Annotated in this window: 22 protein-coding genes; 8 read left to right on the top strand and 14 right to left on the bottom strand. The window is 62.0% G+C overall.

Annotated elements, in window-relative coordinates:
- Positions 1-122: 122 nt before the first annotated feature.
- The 7 genes from J3P91_RS19275 to J3P91_RS19305 all read right to left on the bottom strand — a co-directional run bounded on the left by J3P91_RS19275 (position 123) and on the right by J3P91_RS19305 (position 8137).
- Positions 123-893, bottom strand: coding sequence for a TenA family transcriptional regulator (locus J3P91_RS19275; protein WP_434605177.1), 771 nt, complete (start codon positions 891-893; stop codon positions 123-125).
- A gap of 79 nt (positions 894-972) precedes the next feature.
- On the bottom strand, positions 973-3432 hold the full coding sequence (locus J3P91_RS19280; protein WP_434572712.1) for an EAL domain-containing protein: 2460 nt from the start codon (positions 3430-3432) through the stop codon (positions 973-975).
- Positions 3433-3623: 191 nt separating this feature from the next.
- Positions 3624-5453: an ABC transporter ATP-binding protein gene (locus J3P91_RS19285; protein WP_434601441.1), complete on the bottom strand. Its 1830-nt coding sequence runs from the start codon at positions 5451-5453 to the stop codon at positions 3624-3626.
- Positions 5446-6081, bottom strand: coding sequence for a DsbA family protein (locus J3P91_RS19290; RefSeq protein WP_434572708.1), 636 nt, complete (start codon positions 6079-6081; stop codon positions 5446-5448). The genes J3P91_RS19285 and J3P91_RS19290 overlap by 8 nt, the downstream gene beginning before the upstream one ends.
- Before the next feature lie 3 nt (positions 6082-6084).
- Positions 6085-7026, bottom strand: coding sequence for a rhodanese-related sulfurtransferase (locus J3P91_RS19295; protein ID WP_434601442.1), 942 nt, complete (start codon positions 7024-7026; stop codon positions 6085-6087).
- Between the two features lie 276 nt (positions 7027-7302).
- Entirely contained in the window at positions 7303-7602 is a 300-nt protein-coding gene (locus tag J3P91_RS19300; RefSeq protein WP_434601443.1) for a BolA family protein, read from the bottom strand.
- Between the two features lie 13 nt (positions 7603-7615).
- Positions 7616-8137: a DUF2059 domain-containing protein gene (locus J3P91_RS19305; RefSeq protein ID WP_434601444.1), complete on the bottom strand. Its 522-nt coding sequence runs from the start codon at positions 8135-8137 to the stop codon at positions 7616-7618.
- Positions 8138-8327: 190 nt separating this feature from the next.
- Here J3P91_RS19305 and J3P91_RS19310 point away from each other — a divergent pair, with 190 nt between their 5' ends.
- Positions 8328-9722: a class II fumarate hydratase gene (locus tag J3P91_RS19310; protein WP_305499673.1), complete on the top strand. Its 1395-nt coding sequence runs from the start codon at positions 8328-8330 to the stop codon at positions 9720-9722.
- Between the two features lie 168 nt (positions 9723-9890).
- Here J3P91_RS19310 and J3P91_RS19315 read toward each other — a convergent pair whose 3' ends face one another.
- On the bottom strand, positions 9891-10853 hold the full coding sequence (locus J3P91_RS19315) for a DMT family transporter (protein WP_305499672.1): 963 nt from the start codon (positions 10851-10853) through the stop codon (positions 9891-9893).
- 188 nt (positions 10854-11041) lie between these two features.
- Between J3P91_RS19315 and J3P91_RS19320 the strand changes: the two genes are divergently transcribed.
- A complete protein-coding gene (locus J3P91_RS19320; protein WP_305499671.1) occupies positions 11042-11245 on the top strand; it encodes a DUF6316 family protein in 204 nt (67 codons plus the stop codon).
- A gap of 134 nt (positions 11246-11379) precedes the next feature.
- Here the strand turns inward: J3P91_RS19320 and J3P91_RS19325 are convergent, their stop codons facing one another.
- Positions 11380-12564, bottom strand: a complete 1185-nt coding sequence (locus J3P91_RS19325; protein ID WP_434572700.1) for a thiolase family protein — start codon at positions 12562-12564, stop codon at positions 11380-11382.
- Between the two features lie 106 nt (positions 12565-12670).
- Positions 12671-14182: a polyphosphate:AMP phosphotransferase gene (gene pap / locus J3P91_RS19330; RefSeq protein ID WP_434601445.1), complete on the bottom strand. Its 1512-nt coding sequence runs from the start codon at positions 14180-14182 to the stop codon at positions 12671-12673.
- A gap of 150 nt (positions 14183-14332) precedes the next feature.
- Here pap and mnmC point away from each other — a divergent pair, with 150 nt between their 5' ends.
- The 5 genes from mnmC (at position 14333) to J3P91_RS19355 (ending at position 21869) form a co-directional block, all read left to right on the top strand.
- Entirely contained in the window at positions 14333-16318 is a 1986-nt protein-coding gene (mnmC, locus tag J3P91_RS19335; RefSeq protein ID WP_434601446.1) for a bifunctional tRNA (5-methylaminomethyl-2-thiouridine)(34)-methyltransferase MnmD/FAD-dependent 5-carboxymethylaminomethyl-2-thiouridine(34) oxidoreductase MnmC, read from the top strand.
- A gap of 266 nt (positions 16319-16584) precedes the next feature.
- Positions 16585-18357: an N-acetylglutaminylglutamine amidotransferase gene (locus J3P91_RS19340; RefSeq protein ID WP_434601447.1), complete on the top strand. Its 1773-nt coding sequence runs from the start codon at positions 16585-16587 to the stop codon at positions 18355-18357.
- Positions 18358-18360: 3 nt separating this feature from the next.
- On the top strand, positions 18361-20106 hold the full coding sequence (gene ngg / locus J3P91_RS19345) for an N-acetylglutaminylglutamine synthetase (protein WP_434601448.1): 1746 nt from the start codon (positions 18361-18363) through the stop codon (positions 20104-20106).
- Positions 20107-20269: 163 nt separating this feature from the next.
- Positions 20270-21460 (top strand): osmoprotectant NAGGN system M42 family peptidase, encoded by a 1191-nt coding sequence (locus J3P91_RS19350; RefSeq protein ID WP_434572690.1) that lies wholly within the window; start codon positions 20270-20272, stop codon positions 21458-21460.
- A gap of 181 nt (positions 21461-21641) precedes the next feature.
- Entirely contained in the window at positions 21642-21869 is a 228-nt protein-coding gene (locus tag J3P91_RS19355) for a YheU family protein (RefSeq protein ID WP_305499664.1), read from the top strand.
- Here the strand turns inward: J3P91_RS19355 and csrA are convergent.
- The 3 genes from csrA to J3P91_RS19370 all read right to left on the bottom strand — a co-directional run bounded on the left by csrA (position 21866) and on the right by J3P91_RS19370 (position 23409).
- The gene (csrA, locus tag J3P91_RS19360) at positions 21866-22057 is read right to left on the bottom strand and encodes a carbon storage regulator CsrA (RefSeq protein WP_434572688.1); all 192 of its coding nucleotides are present in this window, start codon (positions 22055-22057) and stop codon (positions 21866-21868) included. The genes J3P91_RS19355 and csrA overlap by 4 nt on opposite strands.
- A 146-nt stretch (positions 22058-22203) precedes the next feature.
- The gene (locus tag J3P91_RS19365) at positions 22204-22536 is read right to left on the bottom strand and encodes a YnfA family protein (protein WP_434601449.1); all 333 of its coding nucleotides are present in this window, start codon (positions 22534-22536) and stop codon (positions 22204-22206) included.
- Positions 22537-22599: 63 nt separating this feature from the next.
- Positions 22600-23409: an SDR family oxidoreductase gene (locus J3P91_RS19370; protein WP_434601450.1), complete on the bottom strand. Its 810-nt coding sequence runs from the start codon at positions 23407-23409 to the stop codon at positions 22600-22602.
- A 412-nt stretch (positions 23410-23821) separates the two neighbouring features.
- Between J3P91_RS19370 and J3P91_RS19375 the strand changes: the two genes are divergently transcribed.
- On the top strand, positions 23822-23974 hold the full coding sequence (locus J3P91_RS19375) for a DUF3309 family protein (RefSeq protein ID WP_018606531.1): 153 nt from the start codon (positions 23822-23824) through the stop codon (positions 23972-23974).
- A gap of 57 nt (positions 23975-24031) precedes the next feature.
- Here the strand turns inward: J3P91_RS19375 and J3P91_RS19380 are convergent, their stop codons facing one another.
- Entirely contained in the window at positions 24032-26125 is a 2094-nt protein-coding gene (locus tag J3P91_RS19380; RefSeq protein ID WP_434601451.1) for an LTA synthase family protein, read from the bottom strand.
- Between the last annotated feature and the right edge of the window lie 88 nt (positions 26126-26213).

Below are 26213 nucleotides of genomic sequence, written 5' to 3' on the forward strand. Positions count from 1 at the left end.
GCACCGCAAAACCAATGTGGGAGCGAGCCTGCTCGCGAAGAGGCCGGACCAGTCAACGCAAGGTTGTCAGGCAGACCGCTATCGCGAGCAAGCTCGCTCCCACAGGGTGAAGCTATCGGGTATCAGTTACTGGCCAGCGCCAGCCGTTCACGGCCAGCCGAGGCTTTTTCGCCAGCGCCCGAGTGTTCCAGCTGCATGCACCTTTCCAGAAACAGATACATGTAGTCGTAGCTCTTGCAAACGGCCTGGCGCAGTTCCATCTGGAGCGCCTTGCTCGGGTTCATACCCGCCAGCGTACAGATGATTTCCAGCGCTTCCCACGGGTGGGCATCGTCATACTGGGCATGCATCTTCAGCCACTTCATGGCCCGCTTGCGATCTTCCTCGGCGAACGCCGACGCATAGACACCGGTAGAGCAGACCAGTGCCGACCACTCCCCGGTCGCCCCCTCGATGGCGTAATTGGTCGCGGCAATAGCCACGATCAGCGAGTCCGCCGAACTGGTGTGCCAGCACCAATGGCTCAACGCATGAAGCTCAGGCGGCACCTGCTGCGCCTGCAGGTCTTCGAGCGTCACGCCGTGAGCAGCGCTCCAGTTGACCCAATAATCGGCATGATTGAGCTCGACACGAATGTTGCGCATCAACCAACGACGCGCCATGTCCTCGCCGGGGTGGCGGGCGAAGCGGGTCTTGGTGAGGTTCTGTGCCATGTACAAGGCGAACTGTTCGACGACCGGCCAACCACCGATGAGGTAGTGGCGCATGGTCTTGGCGCTGAGCTTGTTGTCGCGCATGCGTTGATACAGTTCGTGTTCGACAACCCGGCGCTTGCTCTCGCTGCAGTCGGCAATGAGCTGCTGTGCCCATTGTGGATAACTGGCGGCGTCCATGAGCGGGCCTGTTCGGTTGAATGTGTCGATCACTGTCGGGCTCCTTCTGATTGTGATTTTTTTCGGATCAACAAGAGGTTCAGCGAAACGTGCCGGGGGCCTTGAACAACAGTGGCTGAGGCCTGGCCGGCCGGCATTGCAACGTGTCACAAGTAAACAGTTGTGGACGCTCGATGACATAACCCTGGGCGAAATCCACGCCGATTTCCAACAATGCCTGTTCGATCTGAGTCGTTTCCACGAACTCGGCAATGGTGCGCTTCCCCATGACATGGCCGATGTGATTGATCACCTCGACCATTGCCCGGTTAATCGGGTCGTCCAGCATATCCTTTACGAAACTCCCATCGATCTTCAGGAAGTCTACAGGTAAATGTTTCAAGTAAGCGAATGAAGACATTCCGGCACAAAAGTCATCCAGCGAGAAGTAACAACCCAAGCTCTTGAGTTCGTTTATAAAACGAATCGCGCTGCCCAGATTTGAAATGGCACTGGTCTCGGTGATTTCAAAACAAATCATTTCCGGGGGAATCGAGTAGGCAGCGAACTGTTTACGCAGGAAATCCAGGAACGCCTGATCGCCAATGGTGGTGCCTGACAGGTTGATCGCACACATGGCCAACGGACCTTGCCGCGACTCATTCAGGCATTGGCGAATGATCTTGAATACGTTCTCCACGACCCAACGGTCCAGCGAGGTCATCAAGCCGTAACGCTCCGCCGCCGGAATGAAGCTGTCCGGCAGGATCATTCGCCCTGCCTCGTCATGCAGGCGCAACAGGATCTCGATATGCCCGCCATCGTGGTCACCCGGGCCCAACGCGGCGATTTCCTGGGCGTAGAGGCAGAAACGGTTTTCCTCCAGCGCCATGTGCAAGCGCTGCACCCAGGCCATTTCGCCAAAACGCAGGGACAACTCCGAGTCGTCGGCATGGTAGACCTGGACCCGGTTGCGCCCTTTCTCCTTGGCCATATAGCAGGCCATGTCCGCGGCCCGCAATGAGGCTTCCAGCGTCGTCGGGCTTTGGGCGATGTGCACCAGGCCGATGCTCACGGTGGTCACGAATGGCCGGCCTTTCCAGACAAAATGCAGGTTCTGCACAGTCTGGCGCAGGCCCTCGGCGATCTTTTCCGCCGCCTCGGGCGAGCAGTTTTCCAGCAGGATGCCGAACTCGTCCCCGCCCAGCCGGGCAAGCGTGTCGTTTTCCCGCAGCCCCGATTGCAGCAAGGCACAGATGTGTCGCAGCAACTCGTCGCCCGCCGCGTGGCCGCAGGTGTCGTTGACCAGCTTGAACTGGTCCAGGTCGAGAAACATCAACGCGTGGCGCCCGACCTGGCGCGTGAGGTTGTGCAGGGCCTGCTCGAGGCGGTATTCAAATTCCCGGCGGTTCGCCAGGCCGGTCAGGGCGTCGTGGGTAGCCTGCCATGACAGGTTGGCAATGTACTGGCGCTCCTGGGTCATGTCATGCAGCACCAGCACCGCGCCGCTGACTTTGCCGGCATGACGGATCGGCGCCCCCACCAGGGTCACCGACACCGTGCTGCCGTCGAGTCGCTGGATCAACTTGGAATGCTCGCTGCCGCCGCCGAGTCGTCCGCTGAGGATGTGCTCGATCAAGGTCAGGCCTTCGGTCTGGGCATTGTCGTCGAGCAGGTTGAACAGCGCCGCCAGGGGCAGCCCGGTGGCGTGTTCGGCTTTCCAGTGGGTCATCGCTTCGGCAGCGGGATTCATATACGCAATGGCGCCTTCGACGTCGGTGGTGATCACGCCATCGCCAATCGATTGCAGGGTGATCTGCGCCCGCTCCTTCTCCAGTTGCAGCGCATTGGCGAAGACCTGCCGCTGCGCCAGTAATTTGTGCGTGCGCAATAGCGCCAGCACGATCAATCCCAGCGCGGTGGCAAAATTGGTCACCAGCAACAGGCGCAGGATAAATCGCGATCCTTCGCCCAGCGCGTCGCTGAATGCCTTCGCGGCAGGGGTAACGGAATCGTTGATGGCGAAAATCTGCGCTTTCCAGCCGCGGACATCGGCCTCGGAGGCTTCTCCCGCCGTGATGCTGCGATGCATCTGCCGGGCGACGTTATCCAGTTCGGTCAGGTAACCATCGCCAACCGTCCACAGATCGATGGCTTCTTCCAGATAGCTGAAATGGCGAAAGTTGAGGTACAACCAGATCAGGCTGGCCACGTCGTCCGGATGATTGCCGCCTTGGAGAATCCCGACCCGCGCCGCTTCGAGATCCGGCGGCTGGCGATCCAGGGCCACGCGTAGATCGTGTCCACCCTCGGGCACGGCGATGGCTTGCTGGTATTTGCGAAAGATCGCCTCGTCACGGCTGTCGGCGTAAAGATTGAGGTAATAGATGGCGTCTTTCTGGCCCTTGGACCAAAGGCTCTCCCCCGCCACGTAGCCGCGAACTGCGGATAGGACATAAAGGCTGACGCCTCCTAGCAATGCTTGAAATAGCACGACGGCGATAAAGGGCCAGACGATGCCCAACAACCGAGGCGTTCCGAGAGTCCGCTTTTGCTTCATGAGGTCCCTTGCACAGGCATTGCCAATAGAGCACCCGCGAGAATTCCGTTCCTGACTCAACAGCCTAGGCTAGTTTTCGACCCTTCGAAGGACTGGATGTTCGGATCGCCCGGCTCAGGATGGAGATTTGGAAAAATCGACGGATTTGGCTGATTTTTTTCCGATACTAAGCACAGAAAAGTGCACGAAACTCAAGGTCGCTGTATTTGTTGCAAATGACCGTAGAGCCGGGCGTACAGGCCACCCTCGGCAATCAGCTGCAAGTGGTCGCCGTCTTCGGCGATCTGCCCGCCGTCGAACACCAATACCCGGTCAGCCTGTTTCACCGCCGACAACCGATGGGCGATGATCAACGTGGTGCGCCCGCTCAGGAACCGCGCCAACGCCTGGTGAAGGTTGTATTCCGTAGCCGCGTCCAGCGCCGACGTAGCTTCGTCGAGAATCACCACGCGCGGATCGGCCAGGACCATGCGGGCGATCGCCAGTCGCTGGCGTTGCCCGCCCGACAGCCTTACGCCGGAACGCCCGACGATGCTCTCCAGCCCCATCGGAAGCGCCCGCACTGTTTCGTCCAGTTGGGCAATCGCCAGGGCTCGCCAGCAAGCCTCATCGCTGCGCTCGCGGCCCATGGACAGATTGGCGCGCACCGTGTCGTTGAACAGCGCAGGATGTTGCAGGACCACCGCGACATGTTCGCGGATGGTTTCCAAGCCGATTTCCTCTTGGGTGGCGCCACCAAAGCGGATGCTGCCGGACTGTGGCGTGTAGAGCCCCAGCAGCAGTTGCACCAGGGTACTTTTGCCGCCCCCGCTGGCCCCGACGATGGCGACCTTTTCCCCCGGCGAAATGGACAGGTTCAATTGGTCGAGCACCTTTTCCTCGCCATAACCGAAGCTGAGCCCCTGGATGTCGATGCCCACGGTGTCGCGCCCCTTGAAGGGATCGACGCCACCGCTGTACTGGGGCTCGTCGGCGCGGGCCAGCAGTTCGTTGATACGGTTCAATGCCCCACCCGCCGCGTAGTAGGCGTACTGCAAATTAAGCAGTTGCTCGACCGGGCCGATCATGAACCACAGGTAGCTGAACACCGCGAGCATCTGGCCGATCGACAGGTCGGAGAACAGCACGGTAAGCATGGCCGCCGCGCGAAAAATATCGATGCCGAACTGGAACAGCAAACCACTGGCGCGGTTCGAGGCGTCGGTTTTCCACTGCGAGCTCACCGCGTAGTCGCGCACTTCCCGGGCGCGCGTGCCCAGGCGTCCAAGGAAAAACCCCTGGCGATTGCCGGCGCGCACTTCCTGGATCGCATCCAGGGTTTCGGTCAGGGCCTGGGTGAAGCGCGAGGTGCTGTCATTCTCCAGCTTCTTGAGGTGCTTGACCCGTTTGCCCAACTGCACCGTGGCGTAGATCACCAGCGGGTTGAACAGCAGGATCAGCAGTGCCAGTTTCCAATGCATCCATACCAGGATGCCCGCGGTGCCTACCAGGGTCAGCATCGCCACCAGGAACCGGCTCAGGGTTTCGCCAACAAATTTGTCGAGGGTGTCCAGGTCGGTGACCAGGTGCGTCGTCACCGTGCCGCTGCCCAGGCTTTCGTATTCGCCAAGGGAAATCCGCTTGAGGCGCTCGATCAACCGGATGCGGATGCGATAGACGATGTCCTTGGCGAGACTGGCGAACAGCCGCGCCTGCAACACGTTGAACAGCAATGCGCCGCAGCGCAGGGCCAGGGTCACCAGCAACATCAATCCGATGTAGCCGGCAGCGCTCTGCCAAGCGCTCGGCAACGCCTGGTTCATGACCTTCAATGCCGCGTCGCCGTGGCCCAGCAGCACTTCGTCCACCAGCAGCGGCAGCAACAACGGAATCGGCACGCTGCACAACGTCGCCAGCACGGCGACGCCGTTGGCGATCCACAGGGCTTTTTTGTGCGTAAGGGCCAGGTGACGGATTTCCGTCCAGCTCAACCGGTCGATGCGCCGCGAGGTCGATGCGTCATCATCGGGCAGGTCAGGCACAGGCCGCACGCTCCAGCCAGCGCCCCAGCAATGGCGACAGCTGGTCCAACGGTTGGTAGCCGTTGGTCAGCAAGGCCAACTGGCCGTCCCGTTCGGCCAGCATCGTAGGGAATCCGGCGATGCCAAGGTCTTGCACCCAGGTGAAGTCGGCGGCGGTGGCGGCATGCTGGTCGGCGCGGTCGAATGCCGCGGCAAACTCGATGCGTGGCAGCCCGGCCTGTTCGGCCAGTTCCACCAGGACGCTGGCGTGGGTCACGTCGCGGCCTTGTACATAAAACGCCTGCTGGATCAGCTTCAGTAACTGCCAGGCCAGGTCCGGCGCCAGGCTGCGGGCCGTCACCAAGGCGCGGCATGCGGGTTCGGTGTCGTAGACAAAACCGTCCGGCAACGCGCCTTCAAGCTTGAACGGCTGGCCGGTGGCCTGGGTAACGGCCTGCCAGTGTTCGAGAATGTAGCGTCGGGTCGTCGGCTCGAGAGCCGAACCGCTGCCGGTGCGCAAGCCGCCCACCACCAGGTGCAACTCCACGCCCGCCGCCTGCGCCTGCTCGGCCAACGCTTCGGCCACGGGGGCGAAGCCCCAGCACCAGGAACACATCGGGTCCATCACATACAGTAGGCGCGACGCCATGGCTCAAGCCTCGGAAGATGATTGCCTGTAGTTGTAGCCGATCGGATGCGGCATGTTGCGCGCCTTGGCCAGTTCGATCTGCTTTTGCCGGTCGATGGCGCTGCGGCGGGTCTTTTCGCTCAGCTTGTCCCAGCAATGCGGGCAACTGATGCCTGGCGAATAATGCTCCGAAGCACGATCCTCTGCGCTGATCGGGGTGCGACAGGCATGGCACTGATCGTAGTCGCCTTCGCTGAGATCGTGGCGCACGGTCACGCGGTTGTCGAAGACAAAGCAGTCGCCGCGCCATTTGGTTTCTTCCTGAGGCACCTCTTCGAGGTATTTGAGGATCCCGCCCTTGAGGTGGTAGACCTCTTCGAAACCCTCATTGAGCATGAAGCTCGAGGCTTTTTCACAGCGAATGCCACCGGTGCAGAACATCGCGACTTTCTTGTGCCGGGCCGGGTCGAAGTTGGCTTTGATGTACTCGGGAAACTCGCGGAAGCTGGCGGTCTTGGGATCGATAGCGCCTTCGAAGGTACCGATGGAGACTTCATAGTCGTTGCGCGTGTCGATCAGCAGCACTTCCGGATCGCTGATCAGCGCGTTCCAGTCTTGCGGTTCGACATAGGTGCCGACCCGCTTGTTCGGGTCCACGCCTTCTACGCCGAGGGTAACGATCTCTTTCTTGAGCTTGACCTTGGTGCGGTAGAACGGCTGCTCGTCGCAGTACGACTCCTTGTGGTCGATGTCGTCCATGCGCGGGTCGTTCTTGAGCCAGGCCATCAGCCCGTCGATGCCTTCGCGGGTGCCGGAAACGGTACCGTTGATGCCTTCCTCGGCAATCAGCAAGGTTCCTTTGATGCCGTTGTCGAGCATCGCCTTGAGCAGGGGCTCACGCAGCTCGACGTAATCTTCCAGGGTGACGAACTTATACAGTGCCGCCACGACAATCGGTGGTGTCATGGGTATCTCTCCAGGTGGCTACCCTCGCAAAGGGTGAACCGGATGCGAAAAAAAACGCGCCGGGGTGAGCGGCGCGTTGCGGATTCTAGCAAAAACCATGTGGCTTTAGGAGCGAGAGCCTTTGTGGCGAGGGAGCTTGCTCCCGCTGGGGTGCGCAGCAGCCCCCGAAAGCTGATCGGGATCAGCCTGACACACCGCGTTGATTGGCTTTGGGGCCGCTTCGCAGCCCAGCGGGAGCAAGCTCCCTCGCCACGAAAAGCTCATTTGCGTCAAATATCAGTGCTTACTGCCACCGGCACAGGTCGGCGATGCCGGGGCTGCGTCGACCTGGGCCCATTCTTCAGGCGTGTAGGTGTGCAGCGCCAGCGCATGGAATTCGCCCATCAGTTCGCCCAACGTGCCGTAGACCTTCTGGTGTCGCTTGACCCGATTGAGCCCCTCGAACTGCTGGCTGACCACCACTGCCTTGAAGTGGGTCTCAAGCCCACGGCTGTGCATGTGGCTTTCATCGAGCACTTGCAGGTGCTCGGGCTGCAGCAGCCCGAGGGTCGATTCAATGCGTTGTTGCATGCTCATGCCAGGGCTCCGCTTATGGCTTTTTCTTGGCCGGGGCGGCGGTTTTCGGCTCGAGCTCGGCGGTCATGTCGGCCAGTAGCTTGTTGACTACCGGCACCGCGCTTTCCAGCTTGGCCTGGGTCAGTTGCGCCGATTGCTGGGTCAGCTGCGGCATTTTTTCCAGGACTTTCTTACCCAGGGGAGACTGATAGAAGGAAACCAGGTCCTTGAGCTCCGATTCGCTGAAATTGGAAGTGTAGAGCTTGACCATGTCCGGCTTGAGCTTGTTCCAGCCGATCGCCTGGTCCAGGGCGGCATTGGCCTTGGCCTGGTACGTTTCCAGGGTGGCTTTTTTCGACTCGGGAGCCTTGGTCTGCTCAAAGCGCTGGGCAAACATCTGCTGTACCTGCATGTACACCGGGGTACCCAGCTTGTCAGCGTGCGCCAGGGTCAGGAACGCTTCGGCACTGGCGTTGTGGCTGGCGGTATCGGCAAGAACAGGGCCGCTGGCACACACCAGAGCAACTGCGGTACAGATGGCACGAAGACGGGTCATCGAGTTTCCTTTTCTAACAGGCGAGGTAAAACCCCAAGGGCGACCATTCTGCGCCTAAAAAACGCCGGGGCTCAACCCTGTACTTGGCTCGACTGATTGACGGGCCGAACCGGCCAGCCCTAGATTGAGGGAACCGGTGACGCCCGTCAGGGCCTAAACTGCGCATTCAGCCCTACAGGAGTTTGACCCGATGAGCCGTATCGAAACCGACAGCCTTGGCCAGGTTGAAGTCCCGGATGAAGCCTATTGGGGCGCCCAGACACAGCGCTCGATGATCAACTTTGCCATTGGCAACGAACGCATGCCGCTGTCGGTGCTGCATGCCCTGGCGCTGGTCAAGAAAGCCGCCGCGCGGGTCAACGACCGCAATGGCGACTTGCCCGCCGACATCGCCCGCCTGATCGAACAGGCGGCCGACGAGGTGCTGGCCGGCCAGCATGACGATCAGTTTCCCCTGGTGGTCTGGCAGACCGGCAGCGGAACCCAGAGCAACATGAACGTCAACGAGGTGATTGCCGGGCGCGCCAACGAGCTCGCGGGCAACCCCCGAGGCGGCAAGAGCCCGGTGCATCCCAACGACCATGTCAACCGGTCCCAGAGCTCCAACGACTGCTTCCCCACCGCCATGCACATCGCCGCCGCCCAGGCCGTGTACCAGCAATTGCTGCCGGCCATCAGCGAGTTGTCCGGCGGCCTCGCGGAACTGGCGGCGCGCCACATGAAACTGGTCAAGACCGGCCGCACCCACATGATGGATGCCACGCCGATCACGTTCGGCCAGGAACTGTCCGCCTTCATTGCCCAACTCGACTACGCCGAGCGGGCGATCCGCGCTTCGTTGCCGGCGGTCTGCGAGCTGGCCCAGGGCGGCACGGCGGTGGGTACCGGGCTGAATTCGCCGCATGGTTTCGGCGAAGCGATTGCCGCTGAACTCGCGGCGCTGTCCGGGCTGCCGTTTGTCACCGCGCCGAACAAGTTCGCCGCACTGGCAGGTCATGAACCGCTGACCACGTTGTCCGGCGCGTTGAAAACCCTGGCCGTGACGCTGATGAAAATCGCCAATGACCTGCGCCTGCTGGGCTCCGGGCCACGGGCGGGATTTGCCGAAGTGAAATTGCCGGCCAACGAACCGGGCAGCTCCATCATGCCTGGCAAGGTCAACCCGACCCAGTGTGAAGCCTTGTCGATGCTGGCGTGCCAGGTATTGGGCAATGACGTGGCGATCGGTTTTGCCGCCAGTCAGGGACACTTGCAGTTGAACGTGTTCAAGCCGGTGATCATCCACAACCTGCTGCAATCAATCCGCCTGCTGGCCGATGGCTGCAGCAACTTCCAGCAGCACTGCATCGCCGGCCTCGAACCGGATGCCGAGCAGATGGCCGCGCACCTGGAGCGTGGTCTGATGCTGGTGACGGCGCTGAATCCGCATATCGGCTACGACAAGTCAGCGGAGATCGCCAAGAAAGCCTACGGCGAAGGGCTGACGCTACGGGAGGCAGCGGTGCAGCTGGGGTACCTGACCGACGAAGAGTTCGACGCCTGGGTCAGGCCGGAGAACATGCTGGAGGCAGGTGGCCAGGGCTGAGTTGTGCGTTGATCAATAGCCCGCCATCGCGAGCAAGCTCGCTCCCACAAGGAATTTGTGTGAACCGCGCTATCGCATCCACCCAAGCTCCACTGTGGGAGCGAGCTTGCTCGCGATGAGGCCGGCAGGCTCGACATCACTGTGCCTGACAGCCCGATCCCACAAGGGCTAACGCCCCAGCGCCAGGCGTTCGCGCCGGGCCCTGAGCCCGGCGATGAGCGATGGCCCCAGCGCCACCAGCGCCGACCCCAATACCACCAGCACTGCCCCACCGTAACCCAGCAGATTGATCTGCTCGGCATGCACATAGTCGGGCCACCACCAGGCAGCCATCGCCACGGCCGCGAAGGTCACCAGCGGCGTGATCGCCAGCGTCGCGCTGACCCGCGAGGCTTCCCAATGCGCCAACGCCTCGGCGAACGCGCCATAGGCAATCAGCGTGTTGAGACAGCAGGCCAGCAATAGCCAGCCTTGCAGCGGGCTCAGTTGCAACGCTTCCAGTGGATGCACCCACGGCGTGAGCAACAGCGCGCAGAACAGGTAGATCACCATCATCACTTGCAGTGAATTCCACACCGTCAGCAATTGCTTCTGGCCCAGGGCATAGAACGTCCAGACAGTCGAGGCCAGCAACACCAACAGAACGCCGGCGGTGTACTCGCTCAGGGATGTAAGCAATTCGACGAGGCGCTGATTGAAGAACAGCGCAAAACCGATCAGCAGCACCAGCAAACCAATGCCCTGCCCCACGCTGAAACGCTCCTTGAATACAAACAGACTGGCGACCAGCAACATGATCGGCCCCATCTGCACCACCAGTTGGGCGGTGCCGGGGCTCAGGCGGTTCAGGCCCATCAGGTACAGCACATAATTGCCCACCAGCCCCAGCACCGCCATGCCTACCAGCCAACCGCCACGGGGGCCGAGCACCTTGCGGCTGGGCAGGCGTCGGGTTGCCGCCAGGTAGATGAACAGCAGGCCACCGGACACCGTCAGCCGAAACCAGGTCACCGTTACCGGATCCATCACCTGCAGCACTTGCTTGAGCTTGATCGGCAGGATTCCCCACAACAAGGCGGTCAGCAGGGCGAGGAACAGGCCGTAGACCCAGCGACCGGACGATATGTGCATGCAACCCTCGAAGCCAATACATGAACGAGCATTCTAGGTCCGAATCGCTCGGCAACACAGGGACAGTTGGCGCTGCGACGCTGATGGAATTGTAAGGGTCGTAGCCGTCGATCGGCTGGACAGGCGCAAAACGGCGGCACCACATATGCTCAATTGAAACGACCACGCAGCCCCCAATGGAGACCGAAATGCCTGGAACGCGCGCCGAAGATACAGATGCTCCCAAGACGATTTACCGCAGCAGCGATCGGATCGTCCGGGAAAATGGCAAGTTCTATTTCGATACGCGCGAAGGCACCCAGGAAGGTCCGTTCGAAAGCCGCGAGGCTGCGGAGCGGGAGATAGCAGCGTATATCCAGCGGATGCTGCAGCTGACCAAGGTTGCCAGCTAAGCAGAAAAACCCGTGGCGAGGGAGCTTGCTCCCGCTGGGCCGCGAAGCGGCCCCCTACGGTTTACCCCAGGAAAAAAGCGGCGACTGCTTCGCAGCCGAGCGGGAGCAAGCTCCCTCGCCACGAAAGGCTGCGTTTATCTGACCGCCTCGAACAACCCCGTTGCCCCCATCCCGCCGCCCACGCACATGGTCACGACGCCGTAGCGCAGGCTGCGCCGTTGCAGCTCCCGCACCAGATGCCCAACCTGCCGCGAGCCGGTCATGCCGAACGGGTGACCGATGGAAATCGAGCCGCCGTTGACGTTGTATTTCTCGTTATCGATCTCCAGCCTATTGCGGCTGTACAGGCACTGGGATGCAAACGCTTCGTTGAGCTCCCACAAATCGATATCGCCGATCTGCAAACCCTTGGCCTGGAGCAATCTGGGCACCGAGAACACCGGGCCGATGCCCATCTCGTCCGGCTCGCAACCGGCCACGGTAAAGCCACGGAAAAATGCCTTGGGCTTGAGCCCCAACGCCAGGGCTTTTTCCAGGCTCATCACCAGGGTCATCGAGGCGCCATCGGATAACTGCGAAGAGTTGCCCGCCGTCACCGAACCGTCTTCGGCGAACACCGGTTTCAGCCCGGCCAGGCTTTCATAGGTGGTATCGGGGCGGTTGCAATCATCGCGATCAACCACCCCGTCAACGATCTGCACCGCACCGGTGGTCTTGTCCTCGACCCGATATTTCACCGCCATCGGCACGATTTCATCGTCGAACAGCCCGGCTGCCTGGGCCCGGGCAGTGCGCTGCTGGCTCTGCAAGGCGTAGCGGTCCTGCTCATCGCGGCTGACCTGGTAACGGCGCGCGACGATCTCGGCGGTCTGGCCCATGGGGAAGTAGATCCCCGGCACCTGTTCCTTGAGCAAGGGGTTGATCAGGTTGTCAGTGTTGACGCTTTTCATCGTCAGGCTGATGGATTCCACGCCACCGGCGACGATGATCTCGCTGCAGCCGGAGGCGATCTGGTTGGCGGCGATGGCGATGGCTTGCAGGCCCGAGGAACAGAAGCGGTTCAGTGTCATCCCGGCCGTGCCGATGCCCAGCTGCGAGAGCACCGCTACGTTGCGCCCGATGTTGTAGCCTTGGGCGCCTTCGTTGGAACCGGCGCCGACGATGCAGTCCTCGACGCTGGCCGGGTCGATATCGTTACGCGCCAGCAACGCGTTGACGCAATGGGCCGCCATGTCGTCCGGGCGGGTCATGTTGAACTTGCCGCGAAAGGACTTGGCCAGGCCGGTCCGTACGCTGTCGACGATCACCACTTCACGCATGGCGGTTACCTCATTGTTGTTATCGGTTCAGGAGTGGATTCGAGGATAAATCCAGCCCATAACCGAACGCGACAATCATTCACCCCGCGTATGCGCCGCCATCGGCCTATTTCTTTTTGCGCGCCTGCCTGGCGGAACGTTCGAACGCGGCCTCCAGCGCGTCGTTGAGCGTACGCAATACCTTGACCCGGGCCCAACGCTTGTCGTTGGCTTCCACCAGGGTCCACGGCGATATCTCGGTGCTGGTGCGATCGACCATGTCGCAGACCGCCGACCGATAGGCATCCCACTTGTCACGGTTGCGCCAATCATCCTCGGTGATCTTGAACCGCTTGAACGGAATTTCCTCGCGTTCCTGGAAGCGCTCCAGTTGGGTCTCCTTGTCAATGGCCAGCCAGAACTTCACCACCACCACGCCGGCATCGGCCAGTTGTTCTTCGAAGTCGTTGATTTCACCGTAGGCTCGCAGCCAGTCGGCACGGCTGCAAAAACCTTCGACCCGCTCCACCAATACCCGCCCGTACCAGGAGCGGTCGAACATGGTGAACTTGCCCCGCGCCGGAATGTGCCGCCAGAAACGCCACATGTAGGGGTGGGCGCGCTCTTCCTCGGTGGGCGCGGCAATCGGCACGATGCTGTACTGACGCGGGTCGAGCGCCGCGGCGACCCGGCGGATCGCCCCGCCCTTGCCGGCCGCGTCGTTACCTTCGAACACCGCCACCAAGGCGTGCCGGCGCATGCGCTTGTCCCGCAGCAGCCCGGCGAAGCGGGCCTGCTCGGTGATCAACTGCTCCTCATAATCGGCCTTGTCCAGGCGCAGCGTCATGTCGAGGCTGTCGAGCAAGGTCACTTGATCGTCCAGTGCCGGCAATGCTGCCACGCTGACTTTTTCCGGACTGATCTTCGGTCGGTCCAGGGCCTGGCGCAGGCCTTCGAGTAAAATCTGCCCGACCGCGAGGCTGCGATAACAGGCATCCACGCCTTCGATCACATGCCAGGGCGCATAGTCGCGACTGGTGCGGCGCAGCACGCGCTCGCCGTATTTGACGAACTTGTCGTAAGTCTGGGACTGCTGCCAGTCCAAGGGGCTGATCCGCCAGCTGTGCAGCGGGTCGTCCTTGAGACTTTTCAGGCGGGCCTTCATCTGTTTCTTGGAGAGGTGGAACCAGAATTTGAAGATCAGCGCACCCTCATCGCAGAGCATCTTCTCCAGACGCTCGGCGCCGTTGATCGCCTGGTCGAGCCGTGGGTCCTTGAACTCGCCATGCACCCGCCCCTGGAGCATCTGGCTGTACCAGTTGCCAAAAAAGATTCCCATCCGTCCCTTCGCCGGCAGCATCCGCCAATAGCGCCAGGCCGGCGGCCGCGCCAGTTCCTCGTCGGTCTGCTGGTCGAAGGTGCGCACCTCGATCAGCCGCGGATCCATCCACTCGTTGAGCAATTTAACCGTCTCGCCCTTGCCCGCGCCTTCGATGCCGTTGATCAGGATAATGACCGGGAAGCGGCCTTGCTGATGCAACTCGTACTGAGCTTCGAGCAATGCTTCACGCAATGCCGGCACCTCGGCGTCATAGGTTTCTTTGTCGACGACGTGACCGATTTCAGCGGATTCGAACATGGACAGCTCCTTCCAGGAATGGGGCAAGACTAGCGGATTGGATACGCCGCTGCGCAGCAGATTCCCTTCAGACGTGCCCACGCTTGCCCTGGATCAGGCATTGCCGCGCTGATCGGCTAGAATGGCGACCTTGTTTTCACCGAGCCAGCCATGACGCCCATCCAGCACCACGCCCAACTCGACTGGGATGACCAGGGTCGCCCCCGCTCCCGGGTATTCGGCGACGTGTATTTCTCCGACCAGTCGGGCCTGGAGGAAACCCGCTACGTGTTCCTTGCGCAGAACAACCTGGCCGAGCGTTTCGCCGCGCTGGCGGAGCACGGACGACTGGTGATCGGCGAAACCGGATTTGGCACCGGGCTGAATTTTCTCTGCGCCTGGCAGTTGTTCGAAGAATGCGCACCGACCGGTGCGCGCTTGCATTTTGTCAGCGTCGAAAAATTTCCCCTGTGCCCCGAGGATCTGCGTCGAGCCCTTGCCCTGTGGCCGGAGCTCAAGTGCCAGGCTGATCAATTACTTGAGCAGTACGTCGCGATTCACCAGGGTTTCCAGCGCATGACCCTGGCGGGCGGGCGAGTGACATTGACCCTGTTGATTGGCGATGCCCTGGAGCAACTGCCGCAGCTGGACGGACAGATCGACGCCTGGTTCCTTGACGGTTTTGCCCCGGCGAAAAACCCGGATATGTGGACCGCCGAGCTGTTCGCCGAACTGGCGCGGCTGGCAGCGCCCGGCGCCACCCTCAGCACCTTTACCAGCACCGGTTGGGTGCGCAGGTTGCTCAATGCGGCGGGCTTCAAGATGAAGCGCACCCCGGGCATCGGCCACAAGTGGGAAATTCTCCGTGGGGTATTTCTCGGCTGGCCGGACCAGGTGCCCAAACCCGCCCCGGCCAAGCCCTGGTATGCCCGCCCCGCCCCGCCGGCTGGCGAACGCCATGCGCTGGTGATCGGCGGCGGCCTGGCCGGTTGCGCCAGCGCGGCGAGTCTCGTGGCTCGCGGCTGGCGAGTGACCTTGCTGGAGCGTCACGCCGGGTTGGCCGAGGAAGCGTCCGGCAACCCCCAGGGCGTGCTGTACCTCAAGTTGTCGGCCCACGGCACGGCGTTGTCGCAGATGATCCTCAGCGGTTTCGGCTACACCCGGCGCTTGCTCGAAAACTTGCAACGGGGCCTCGACTGGGACGGATGCGGAGTCTTGCAGCTGGCCTTCAACGAGAAGGAAGGCCAACGTCAGCGCCAACTGGCCGAGGCGTTTCCAGCGGGTCTGCTGCGAATTGTCGATCGCGCCGAAGCCGAGGCGCAGTCCGGCATCGGCCTGGCCTGTGGCGGCCTGTTCTATCCCGAAGGCGGCTGGGTACACCCGCCAGCCCTGTGTCGCTGGCACGCCTCGGCTGCTGCGATTACCGTGCAGCCACATCGCGAAGTGCTTGAACTGCGACGTGTCGACGGCCAATGGCAGGCTTGGGACGGCGAACGTTGCCTGGCCAGCGCCCCAGTGGCAATCCTCGCCAGCGCCGCCGAGATCAAACGCTTCGAACCGGCGGCCGATCTACCCCTCAAGCGCATTCGCGGGCAGATCACGCGGCTGGCGCAAACCACCCGCAGCCAAAGCCTGGCGACGGTGGTCTGCGCCGAAGGCTATGTGGCGCCGTCGCGAATGGGCGAGCACACCCTGGGCGCCAGTTTCGATTTTCACAGCGATGACCTGACCCCCACCGCCGCCGAGCACGCCGGCAACCTGCAGATGCTCGAAGAAATCTCCCACGATCTGGTGGACCGCCTGAACGCCGACACCCTCGATCCGCAACGCCTCGAAGGCCGCGCGGCGTTCCGTTGCACCAGCCCCGATTACCTGCCGATTGTCGGACCGCTGGCTGACAGCCGGGCGTTCGTCGAAACCTACGCGGCCCTGGGCAAGGATGCGCGCCAAGTGCCGAACACACCCTGCCCCTGGCTCGACGGCCTGTACGTCAACAGCGGGCACGGCTCCCGAGGCCTGATCACCGCGCCGCTGTCGGGCGAACTGATCGCCGCCTGGCTGGACAACGAACCCCTGCCACTGCCGCGAAGCGTCGCCGAGGCCTGCCACCCGAACCGGTTTGCCTTGCGGGCGGTGATTCGGGGCAAGGCCAATTAACGACTGGTCCCCCTTTCCTCTGTGGGAGCGAGCCTGCTCGCGATAGCGTTAGATCAGCCGAGATAGTCGCGCCTGACACGACGCCATCGCGAGCAAGCTCGCTCCCACAGAGATTGCGTCGGTCTGAATGACCGGCGATCCCCACCCGTCGGCTTATAACGCATCGATATAAAACTCAGAGCAATCCCTCCGGTCAGTTTCAGAGTACCCGCCATTTCGGTGTGTACGGCTTGACCCCTCCCCAACGGAAAAACCGGTAAGGACTTATGTGCGGATTAGCTGGAGAGTTACGTTTCGATCAACAACCTGCGGACCTTGCGGCCGTAGAGCGCATCACCCATCACCTGGCCCCTCGCGGCCCTGACGCGTGGGGTTTTCATAGCCAGGGGCCGATCGCCCTCGGCCACCGGCGCCTGAAAATCATGGACCTGTCCGATGGTTCGGCCCAGCCGATGATCGACAATCAACTGGGCCTGTCCCTGGCATTCAACGGCGCGATCTACAACTACCCGGAACTGCGCAGCGAACTCGAAGGCCTGGGCTACACCTTCTACTCTGGCGGCGACACCGAAGTGTTGCTCAAGGGTTATCACGCCTGGGGCGAAGCCCTGCTGCCCAAACTCAATGGCATGTTCGCCTTCGCCATCTGGGAACGCGACGCCAAGCGGCTGTTCATTGCTCGCGACCGTCTCGGCGTCAAGCCGCTGTACCTTTCGCGTACCGGCCAGCGCCTGCGCTTTGCCTCGGCGCTGCCGGCCCTGCTCAAGGGTGGCGACATCAATCCGGTGCTAGACCCGATCGCCCTCAATCATTACTTGAATTTCCACGCGGTCGTCCCAGCGCCACGCACCTTGTTGGCGGGCATTGAAAAACTGCCACCGGCGACCTGGATGCGCATCGAAGCGGACGGTCGCACCGAGCAGAAAACCTGGTGGACGCTGCCCTATGGCCCACGGGCCGATGAACAGAACCTCAACCTGGAAGACTGGATCGATCGCGTGCTCGACAGCACCCGCGAAGCCGTCGCCATCCGCCAGCGCGCCGCCGTCGACGTGGGCGTGCTGCTCTCGGGCGGTGTCGATTCGAGCATGCTAGTCGGCCTGTTGCGTGAAGCGGGCGTGGAAGACCTGTCCACCTTCTCCATTGGTTTCCAGGACGCCGGCGGCGAGCGCGGTGACGAGTTCCAGTATTCGGACCTGATCGCCAAGCACTACGGCACCCGCCATCATCAGTTGCGCATCGATGAGAAAGAAATCATCGAACAACTGCCGGCTGCGTTTCGCGCCATGAGCGAGCCGATGGTCAGCCACGACTGCATCGCCTTTTACCTGTTGTCGCGGGAAGTCGCCAAGCACTGCAAGGTGGTGCAAAGCGGCCAGGGTGCCGACGAACTGTTCGCCGGTTACCACTGGTATCCGCAGGTGGACGGCGCCAGCGACCCGTACGCCGCCTATCGCGCCGCGTTCTTCGACCGCAGCTATGAAGAATATGCCGCGACCGTGCAGCCTGAATGGCTGACGGCCAACGACGCCGCCGGTGACTTCGTCAAGGAGCACTTCGCCCAGCCGGGCGCCGATGCGGCCGTCGACAAGGCCCTGCGCCTGGACAGCACCGTGATGCTGGTGGACGACCCGGTCAAGCGCGTCGACAACATGACCATGGCCTGGGGCCTGGAAGCGCGCACGCCATTCCTCGACTACCGGCTGGTGGAGCTTTCGGCACGGGTGCCGGCGAAATTCAAGCTGCCCGATGGCGGCAAGCAGGTGCTCAAGGAAGCGGCCCGCCGGGTGATCCCCAGCGAGGTCATCGACCGCAAGAAAGGTTACTTCCCGGTCCCGGGGCTCAAGCATCTGGAAGGCAATACCCTGGCCTGGGTTCGCGAACTGCTGCTAGACCCGAGCCAGGATCGCGGCTTGTTCAACCCGACCATGCTCGACCGTCTGCTGACCGACCCCAACGGCCAGCTCACGCCTTTGCGCGGCTCGCGGTTATGGCAATTGGCGGCGCTGAACCTGTGGCTCAGCGAGCAAGGAATCTGACTGATGAAACCCCACCCGACCCTTCACAACCAACGTCTTTTGCGCGGCCAACCACCGTCCTACGAACGCTTGCAGGCGCGCCTGGCCGAAGATGGCAGCGAACTGGGCGCCGCTCCGATCGCTGTGCATTGCGGCTGGGGCCGCTTGCTCATCGGCCATACCTTTCCGGACCCGGCGACCCTGGCCCAGGAGCTGCTCAACGAGCAGCCCGGCGAGCGCGACATCGCCTTGTACGTCGCCGCGCCCCAGCAAGTGCTGGGGCTGGAACCGGCGCACCTGTTCCTTGACCCATCGGATACCCTGCGCCTGTGGTTCAGCGATTATCGCCAAGCCACGCGAGTGTTTCGCGGCTTCCGGATCCGCCGCGCCCAGAGCGACAGCGACTGGCAAGCCATCAACCAGCTCTACCAGGCTCGCGGCATGCTGCCCATCGATCCCGAGCGCCTGACCCCGCGTCACCAAGGCGGCCCGGTGTACTGGCTGGCCGAAGACGACGACACCGGCGCGGTGATCGGCAGCGTCATGGGCCTCAACCACCAGAAAGCGTTCAACGACCCGGAAAACGGCAGCAGCCTCTGGTGCCTGGCGGTGGACCCGCAATGTTCGCGGCCCGGCGTCGGCGAAGTGCTGGTGCGCCATCTCATCGAGCATTTCATGAGCCGTGGCTTGAGCTACCTGGACCTGTCGGTGCTGCACAACAATCGCCTGGCGAAAAATCTCTACGCCAAGCTCGGTTTCCGCAACCTTTCGACCTTCGCCATCAAACGCAAGAACGGCATCAACCAGCCGCTGTTCCTCGGGCCGGGGCCCGAGGCGCAATTCAACCCGTACGCGCGCATCATCGTCGAGGAAGCGCACCGGCGTGGCATCGAAGTGCAAGTGGATGACGCCGAGGCCGGGCTGTTCACCCTGGTGCATGGCAGCCGGCGGGTTCGCTGCCGGGAATCGCTGAGCGACTTGACCAGTGCGATCAGCATGACGCTGTGCCAGAACAAGAGCCTGACCCACAAGGTGCTGAAAAACGCTGGCCTGAACCTGCCGGCGCAACAGCTGGTGGGCAATGCGGACGACAACCTGGCGTTTCTCGATGAACACGAGCGCGTGGTGGTCAAGCCGCTGGACGGCGAACAGGGCCAGGGCGTGGCGGTGGACCTGCGGACCATCGAGGAAGTCCAGAACGCCATCGAAACGGCCCGGCGCTTCGACAGCTGCGTGCTGCTGGAGAGCTTCCACGAAGGGCTCGACTTGCGAATTCTGGTGATCGGTTTTGAAGTGGTGGCGGCGGCGATCCGGCGCCCGGCAGAAGTGATCGGCGACGGCCAGCACACCATCGGCGCGCTGATCGAGGCGCAGAGCCGGCGGCGGCAGGCGGCTACCGGGGGCGAAAGCAAGATCCCGATGGATGCCGAGACCGAGCGAACGCTGAGCGCGGCCGGGTATGCCTATGACAGCGTGCTGCCGGCGGGTGAGCATCTGTTTGTCCGACGCACCGCGAACCTGCATACCGGCGGCGTGCTGGAAGACGTCACCGCGATCCTCCATCCGACCCTGGCCGATGCAGCGGTGCGCGCCGCGCGGGCGCTGGACATCCCGATGGTCGGCCTCGACCTGCTCGTACCGGCGGCCGATCAACCGGAGTACGTGTTCATCGAAGCCAACGAACGCGCCGGCCTGGCCAACCACGAACCGCAACCCACTGCCGAGCGCTTTGTGGACCTGTTGTTTCCCCATAGCCAGGCAGTGGTCTGACTCAAATCTCTCCGTGGCGAGGGAGCTTGCTCCCGCCCGGCCGCGAAGCGGTCGCTCAGGCCCCAAGGTCTGAAAAGAAGGACCGCTTCGCGGCCCAGCGGGAGCAAGCTCCCTCGCCACAAGGTTCCCCTATGCAAAACTTAACGTTCCGCGAGGAGTTTCCATGATTAGCAAAATTCCCGAACCGGATCTCGCATACCTGCAGAAAGTCCTGTTGGAAATGCTCGCCATTCCCAGCCCGACCGGCTTCACCGATACCATCGTGCGGTACGTTGCCGAGCGACTCGAAGAGCTGGGCATCCCTTTCGAAATGACCCGGCGCGGCACGATCCGCGCCACCCTCAAGGGCCGCAAGAGCAGCCCCGACCGGGCCGTATCGGCTCACCTGGACACCATCGGCGCCTCCGTTCGCGCCATCAAGGACAACGGCCGCCTGACGCTTGCGCCGGTGGGTTGCTGGTCGAGCCGCTTTGCCGAGGGCAGCCGGGTCAGCCTGTTTACCGACACTGGGGTGATCCGTGGCAGTGTGCTGCCGCTGATGGCTTCCGGGCACGCGTTCAACACCGCCGTGGATGAGATGCCCATCAGTTGGGACCACATCGAACTGCGCCTGGACGCCTACTGCGCCACCCGCGCCGATTGCGAAACGTTGGGGGTGGGCATCGGCGACTATGTGGCGTTCGACCCCTTGCCGGAGTTCACCGAAAGCGGCCATATCAGCGCCCGTCACCTGGATGACAAGGCCGGGGTCGCCGCGTTGCTGGCGGCGCTCAAGGCGATTGTCGACAGCGGCGAGGAACTGTTGATCGACTGCCACCCGCTATTCACCATCACGGAGGAAACCGGCAGCGGCGCGGCGGCCGCGCTGCCTTGGGACGTGAGCGAATTCGTCGGGATAGACATTGCACCGGTCGCGCCAGGCCAGCACTCCAGCGAACACGCCGTGAGCGTGGCGATGCAGGATTCCGGAGGCCCGTACGACTACCACTTGTCGCGACATTTGCTGAAGCTGGCCAAGGAGCACGAACTGCCGGCGCGCCGCGATCTGTTTCGCTATTACTTCAGCGACGCCCATTCGGCGATTACCGCCGGGCACGACATCCGCACCGCCCTGCTCGCCTTTGGCTGCGACGCGACCCATGGTTACGAACGCACCCACATCGACAGCCTGGCCGCGCTGAGCCGCCTGCTCGGTGCCTACATTCTAAGCCCGCCGGTGTTTGCCAGCGACGCCCAACCGGCCCAGGGATCACTGGATCGCTTCAGCCATCAGATCGAGCACGATGCGCAGATGGAAAGCGACACCCGCGTGCCGTCGGTGGACAGCCTGATCGGGCAGCGCTCGGATAGCTGAACCAAGCCCTTATCGATTCTTACGATGCTTTCGCGAGCAGGCTCGCTCCCACAAGGTAATTACGCCATCCAGGTGGGAGCGAGCCTGCTCGCGATGAGCCCACATGGTTCTACAGAACTCAGGCTAGCCGCAGCAGCGCATCCACCGTAGCATCCGCTCTATTGTTTTGCGGAGCCCCACCATGCTGATCCCCTACGACCAACTCGAAGTCGATACGCTCACCCGCCTGATCGAGGATTTCGTCACCCGTGACGGTACTGACAATGGCGACGATACCCCGCTGGAAACCCGCGTCCTGCGGGTCCGGCAGGCCCTGACCAAAGGCCAGGCCATGATTGTCTTCGATCCCGAAAGCGAACAGTGCCAATTGATGCTCAAGCACGATGTGCCCAGACATCTGTTCGATTAACCGACCTTGCGGTCGGACTCGGCCTTTTTTCTCTGGATCCTGTCGTAGACCTCGGAACGATGAACCTCCACGTGCCGGGGCGCTTCTACGCCAAAGCGCACGGTTCCGCCGCTGATCGACAGCACGCGGACGGAAATCTCATCACCGATGGAAATCAACTCACCTACGGTACGGCTTAATACGAGCATGGTCTTGTCCTTAAGAGTGATTGGACATTGACCATGCACGGCCTGTTTTCCGAGCACAAGATACCGACGGGAATTCAGTAAACCCCTACAAACAACTGTCCGTTGGCTGAAGGAAACGTCCTGCAAAACCACGCCGAAACGGCAGTTTACGGCCCCGAAAAACGTGGACCGAACAGAATCACGCTGGCCCCCAAGACACAGAGGGCCACGCCGACCCAGTCGGAACCCAGCGGCCGCACCCGTTCCACTACGGCCAGCCAGCCGATCGAGGCGATGATGTAAATGCCACCGTAGGCGGCGTAGGCGCGACCGGCATAAGTGGCTTCGATGCGCGTCAGCAACAGGGCGAATAACGCAAGGCTGAGCAGTGCCGGCACGATCCACCAGGCACTCTTGCCTTGGCGCAACCACATCCAGAAGGCGTAGCAGCCAGCGATCTCGAACAGCGCGGCGAGAAAAAACCACAGGTAATTGAGCATTGCTATGTCCATCAGGAAGGCACGAATGGCGCCATCCTGAGGACACCCGGCAATCAGGTCAACTCAGCCCTGCCGTGCCTTGGCGCGCATCTTGTCGGCCATGGCGGTCATTTCGTCGTACAGCAGTTGTGGATTTTTCTGTTTGAGGCCCCAGGCCATGCGCCCCTGCTCGTGGGGCAGGATCATGAATTCGCCCTGGGCGACATGCTGGTAGATGTAATCGGCAATGTCCGCCGCGGTGATCGGCGAGCTTTCCAGCAGTTTGCCCACCTGGGCCTTCATGGCCGGGGTCGGGCCACGGAACGAGTCCAGCAGGTTGGTCTGGAAGAACGACGGACATACCACATGCACGCCGATTTCCTGCTGGGCCAGCTCGACCAGCAGACTTTCCGACAGCGCCACGACGCCGGCCTTGGCCACGTTGTAGTTGCTCATGGCAGGCCCCTGCATCAGCGCCGCCATGGAGGCGATGTTGATGATCTTGCCGCGGCTTTTTTCCAGCAGTGGCAGGAACGCCTTGCAGCCCTTGACCACCCCCATCAGGTTGATTGCGATCTGCCAGTCCCAATCCTCCAGCGAGAGCTCGCTGAAAAACCCGCCCGAAGCCACGCCAGCGTTATTGACGATAATATCGATGCCGCCAAGCTTCTCCTCGCAGGCCTGGGCGAATGCGGTGAGCTGGCTGTAGTCGCGCACGTCACAGCGCTGGACGAAACCCTCGCCACCGGCATCGCGCACCAGCCTGAGGGTTTCCTGAAGGCCGGGCTCGCTGACATCGGACAGGGCCAGGTGCCAGCCTTCACGGGCCCAGCGCAGCGCGATTTCGCGGCCCAGGCCGGAGCCGGCACCGGTGATCATCATGCGATTTTGCATAGGGAAACAGCCTTGTTGTTCCGGGAGAGATGGGCCGAGTGTAGCGAAGGACCCGAACAGACCCATGCACCATCAGATTGCTGAATGGCGAGGGCAAACCGTGGAAGGTTGAGGCACCTCGGCGAGGGAGTGCTCTGGCTGGGCGGGCTGGCGTTCCAGCGCGGAGCGGCCTCCATGATGCCGCCTCGTTAACGGAGTCGGTTTCAATTAAAGGGCCGCTACGCAGCCCAGCGGGAGCAAGCTCCCTCGCCACGGGGTTTCAGTGCTCTTGTGTTTTACGGTCAACAATAAAAACTTTTGAATTTTTTACAGGACGTTACGGTCGGACTTAATAAGCCGCCCGGATTCAACGCACGCGCGCTGGCAGTTGAAATTTACATCACTCCAGAACTGACCAATAAGGAAATCAACAATGGGCACTATTCTTATCATCATCCTGATCCTCCTGCTGATCGGTGGCCTTCCGGTCTTCCCGCACTCCAGAAGTTGGGGTTATGGCCCGTCCGGTATCATCGGCGTTGTGCTGGTCGTGCTGTTGATCTTGTTGTTACTTGGCAAGATATAAAACACCAAGCGTAAAAAAAGAGGCCTTTGAGGCCTCTTTTTTTATACATCGCGATTATCAGTCCGGCTTGCCGTCAACAACACCGGCGGTGTTATCCAGCAGGCTCTTGGTCGCGGTTTGCAGGAACGCCTCGAGCTTGAGTTTCATCTCTGCGGTGTCAGGTGCGTCCGGGATGATCTCGGCATGCGGATTGGCCCCCAGCTGATAGCGGAACAGCTTCGCTGGCATGGCCTTTTCTTCCGGCAGCACCAGAATCGTGTCGTCGCGAATGATCGCGGTGGTCTGGTCGCTGCCCGACGGCTTGATCACGCCAAACCCGGTGTCGCCTGACGGCAGGTTCAACAGGTCACGGCCCCAGCACTGGTTACGCACCTGCCCGCCGAGCCGTCCCATGATGGTTGGAACGATATCGACCTGGGTGCCCACGGTGTGGCTGCGCTGGCCGAATTTTTCCTGGATGCCCGGGCCGATCAGCAACATCGGCACGTTGAAGCGGCCAAGGTCCATTTCGGTGATCTGGCGCTCGTTGCCGAAGCCATGGTCGCCAACCACGACAAACAGGGTTTCCTTGAAGTAAGGCTCCTTGCGCGCCTTCTCGAAGAACTGCCCCAGCGCCCAATCGGAGTAACGCATGGCGGTCAAGTGTTCGTTCAGGCGACCACGGTCCGTGACCGGCTCGACCGGCAACGGCGTCGGCAGTGCGTAAGGCGTGTGGTTGGACAGGGTCTGCAACAAGGCATAGAACGGCTTGCCGTTCTCGCGCGCCTTGAGCTCGATCAGGCCACGGTCGAACATGTCCTGGTCGGACACGCCCCAGGTCGGGTCGGAGAACACCGGGTTCACATAGTCATTGCGCCCGATGAACGTGGTCATGCCCTGGTTGCTGAAGAAACCCGACTGGTTGTCCCAGGCGAAATCGCCGTTGTAGACATACACATCGTCGTAGTCACGCGCGCTGAGCAGTTGCGGCAGGCCCGAGAGTTTGTGACTGCCTTCCGGTGTCTGCATCAGGTATTCAAAACCCGGCAGGTTCGGGAAACACGCCATGGTGGCGAACATGCCCTGGTGGGTGTGGGTGCCGTTGGAGAAGAAGCGGTCGAACAGCAGGCCTTCCTTGGACAGCTTGTCCAGGTATGGCGTGATGTTACCCGGCGCGCCCAGGGCGCCCACCGAGTGACCGGCCATGCTTTCCATCAGGATCACCACCACGTTCTTGATCGGCAGTGTCTTGTCGGCCGGCGGCGTGTAGTCGCGTCTTACCGCGGCAGTCCCGGCGTCGACGAGCTTGTCGTCGGGCATCACCAGCATGTCGCGCACGGTCTGCTGCGCCAGCGACGACTCGAGGGTTGCCTTCCAGACATTGTCACGGTGTTCGGACATCCGGCTCTTGGCCGCCGCCACCAGCGAAAGCGTACCGTTGAGGCCCAACTGGTTGGCGAAGTTCGAATCGGTGGTATAGACGTCGCCCCAACGCAGGGGCGGGCCTTGGCGCAAGGTGCCACGGGCGGCGGCGACGGCCACCACCAGGCAGACCAGGAACACCGCGACGCGGCCATACCACGGGGCGATCTGGCGGGTGCCGATGGTGCCGCCACTGAACGGCCCGCGTGGCCGGGTAGCGCGATCTGCCCCCTTGAAGGCCAGGGCAAGTATCAGCGTGCCGCCGGCCCAGGCCAGCAGGTAGCGCACCACCGGGAAACCGTACCAGAGCATGCTCATGACGGTTTTCGGGTCTTCCTGCACATATTGGAAGACCAGGCCGTTGAGGCGCTGGTGGAACTCGCGGTAGAAGTCCATTTCCATCAAGCCGAGAAACAGCGCGATGCTGGACGTGACGGTCAGCCAGAAACGAAAGAATCCACGTGCCGCCATCGCCCGTGCGCTGAACAGGGCCAGCAGCAGCGGGATGCACAGGTAGACCACCAGGCGCAGGTCGAAACGCAGGCCGTTGGCGAACGCTTCGACGAAGGTAGAGGCCGGTGTATCAAGGATCATCTCGCGGTTGTAGACCAGCAGCGCAACGCGCAGCAGGCTCAGCATGACCATCATCACCAACGCACAGAGCAACGTGTAGGCCAGGTGCGATTTGACGGTCGGTTGCAGCAGGCGATGCGTGGTGCGCTGCTGACTCAGGGCGTCCGGGATTGCCATGTCGTTTGAGGACCTATTGGAGTTGGAGTGACAAATAGAACAACGGCGCGCCCTCTGTTGGCCAGATATCAGGCCCGGGGCTTGCGCA

The sequence above is a fragment of the Pseudomonas sp. Z4-7 genome (genome assembly GCF_051131965.1).
Lineage (GTDB): Bacteria > Pseudomonadota > Gammaproteobacteria > Pseudomonadales > Pseudomonadaceae > Aquipseudomonas.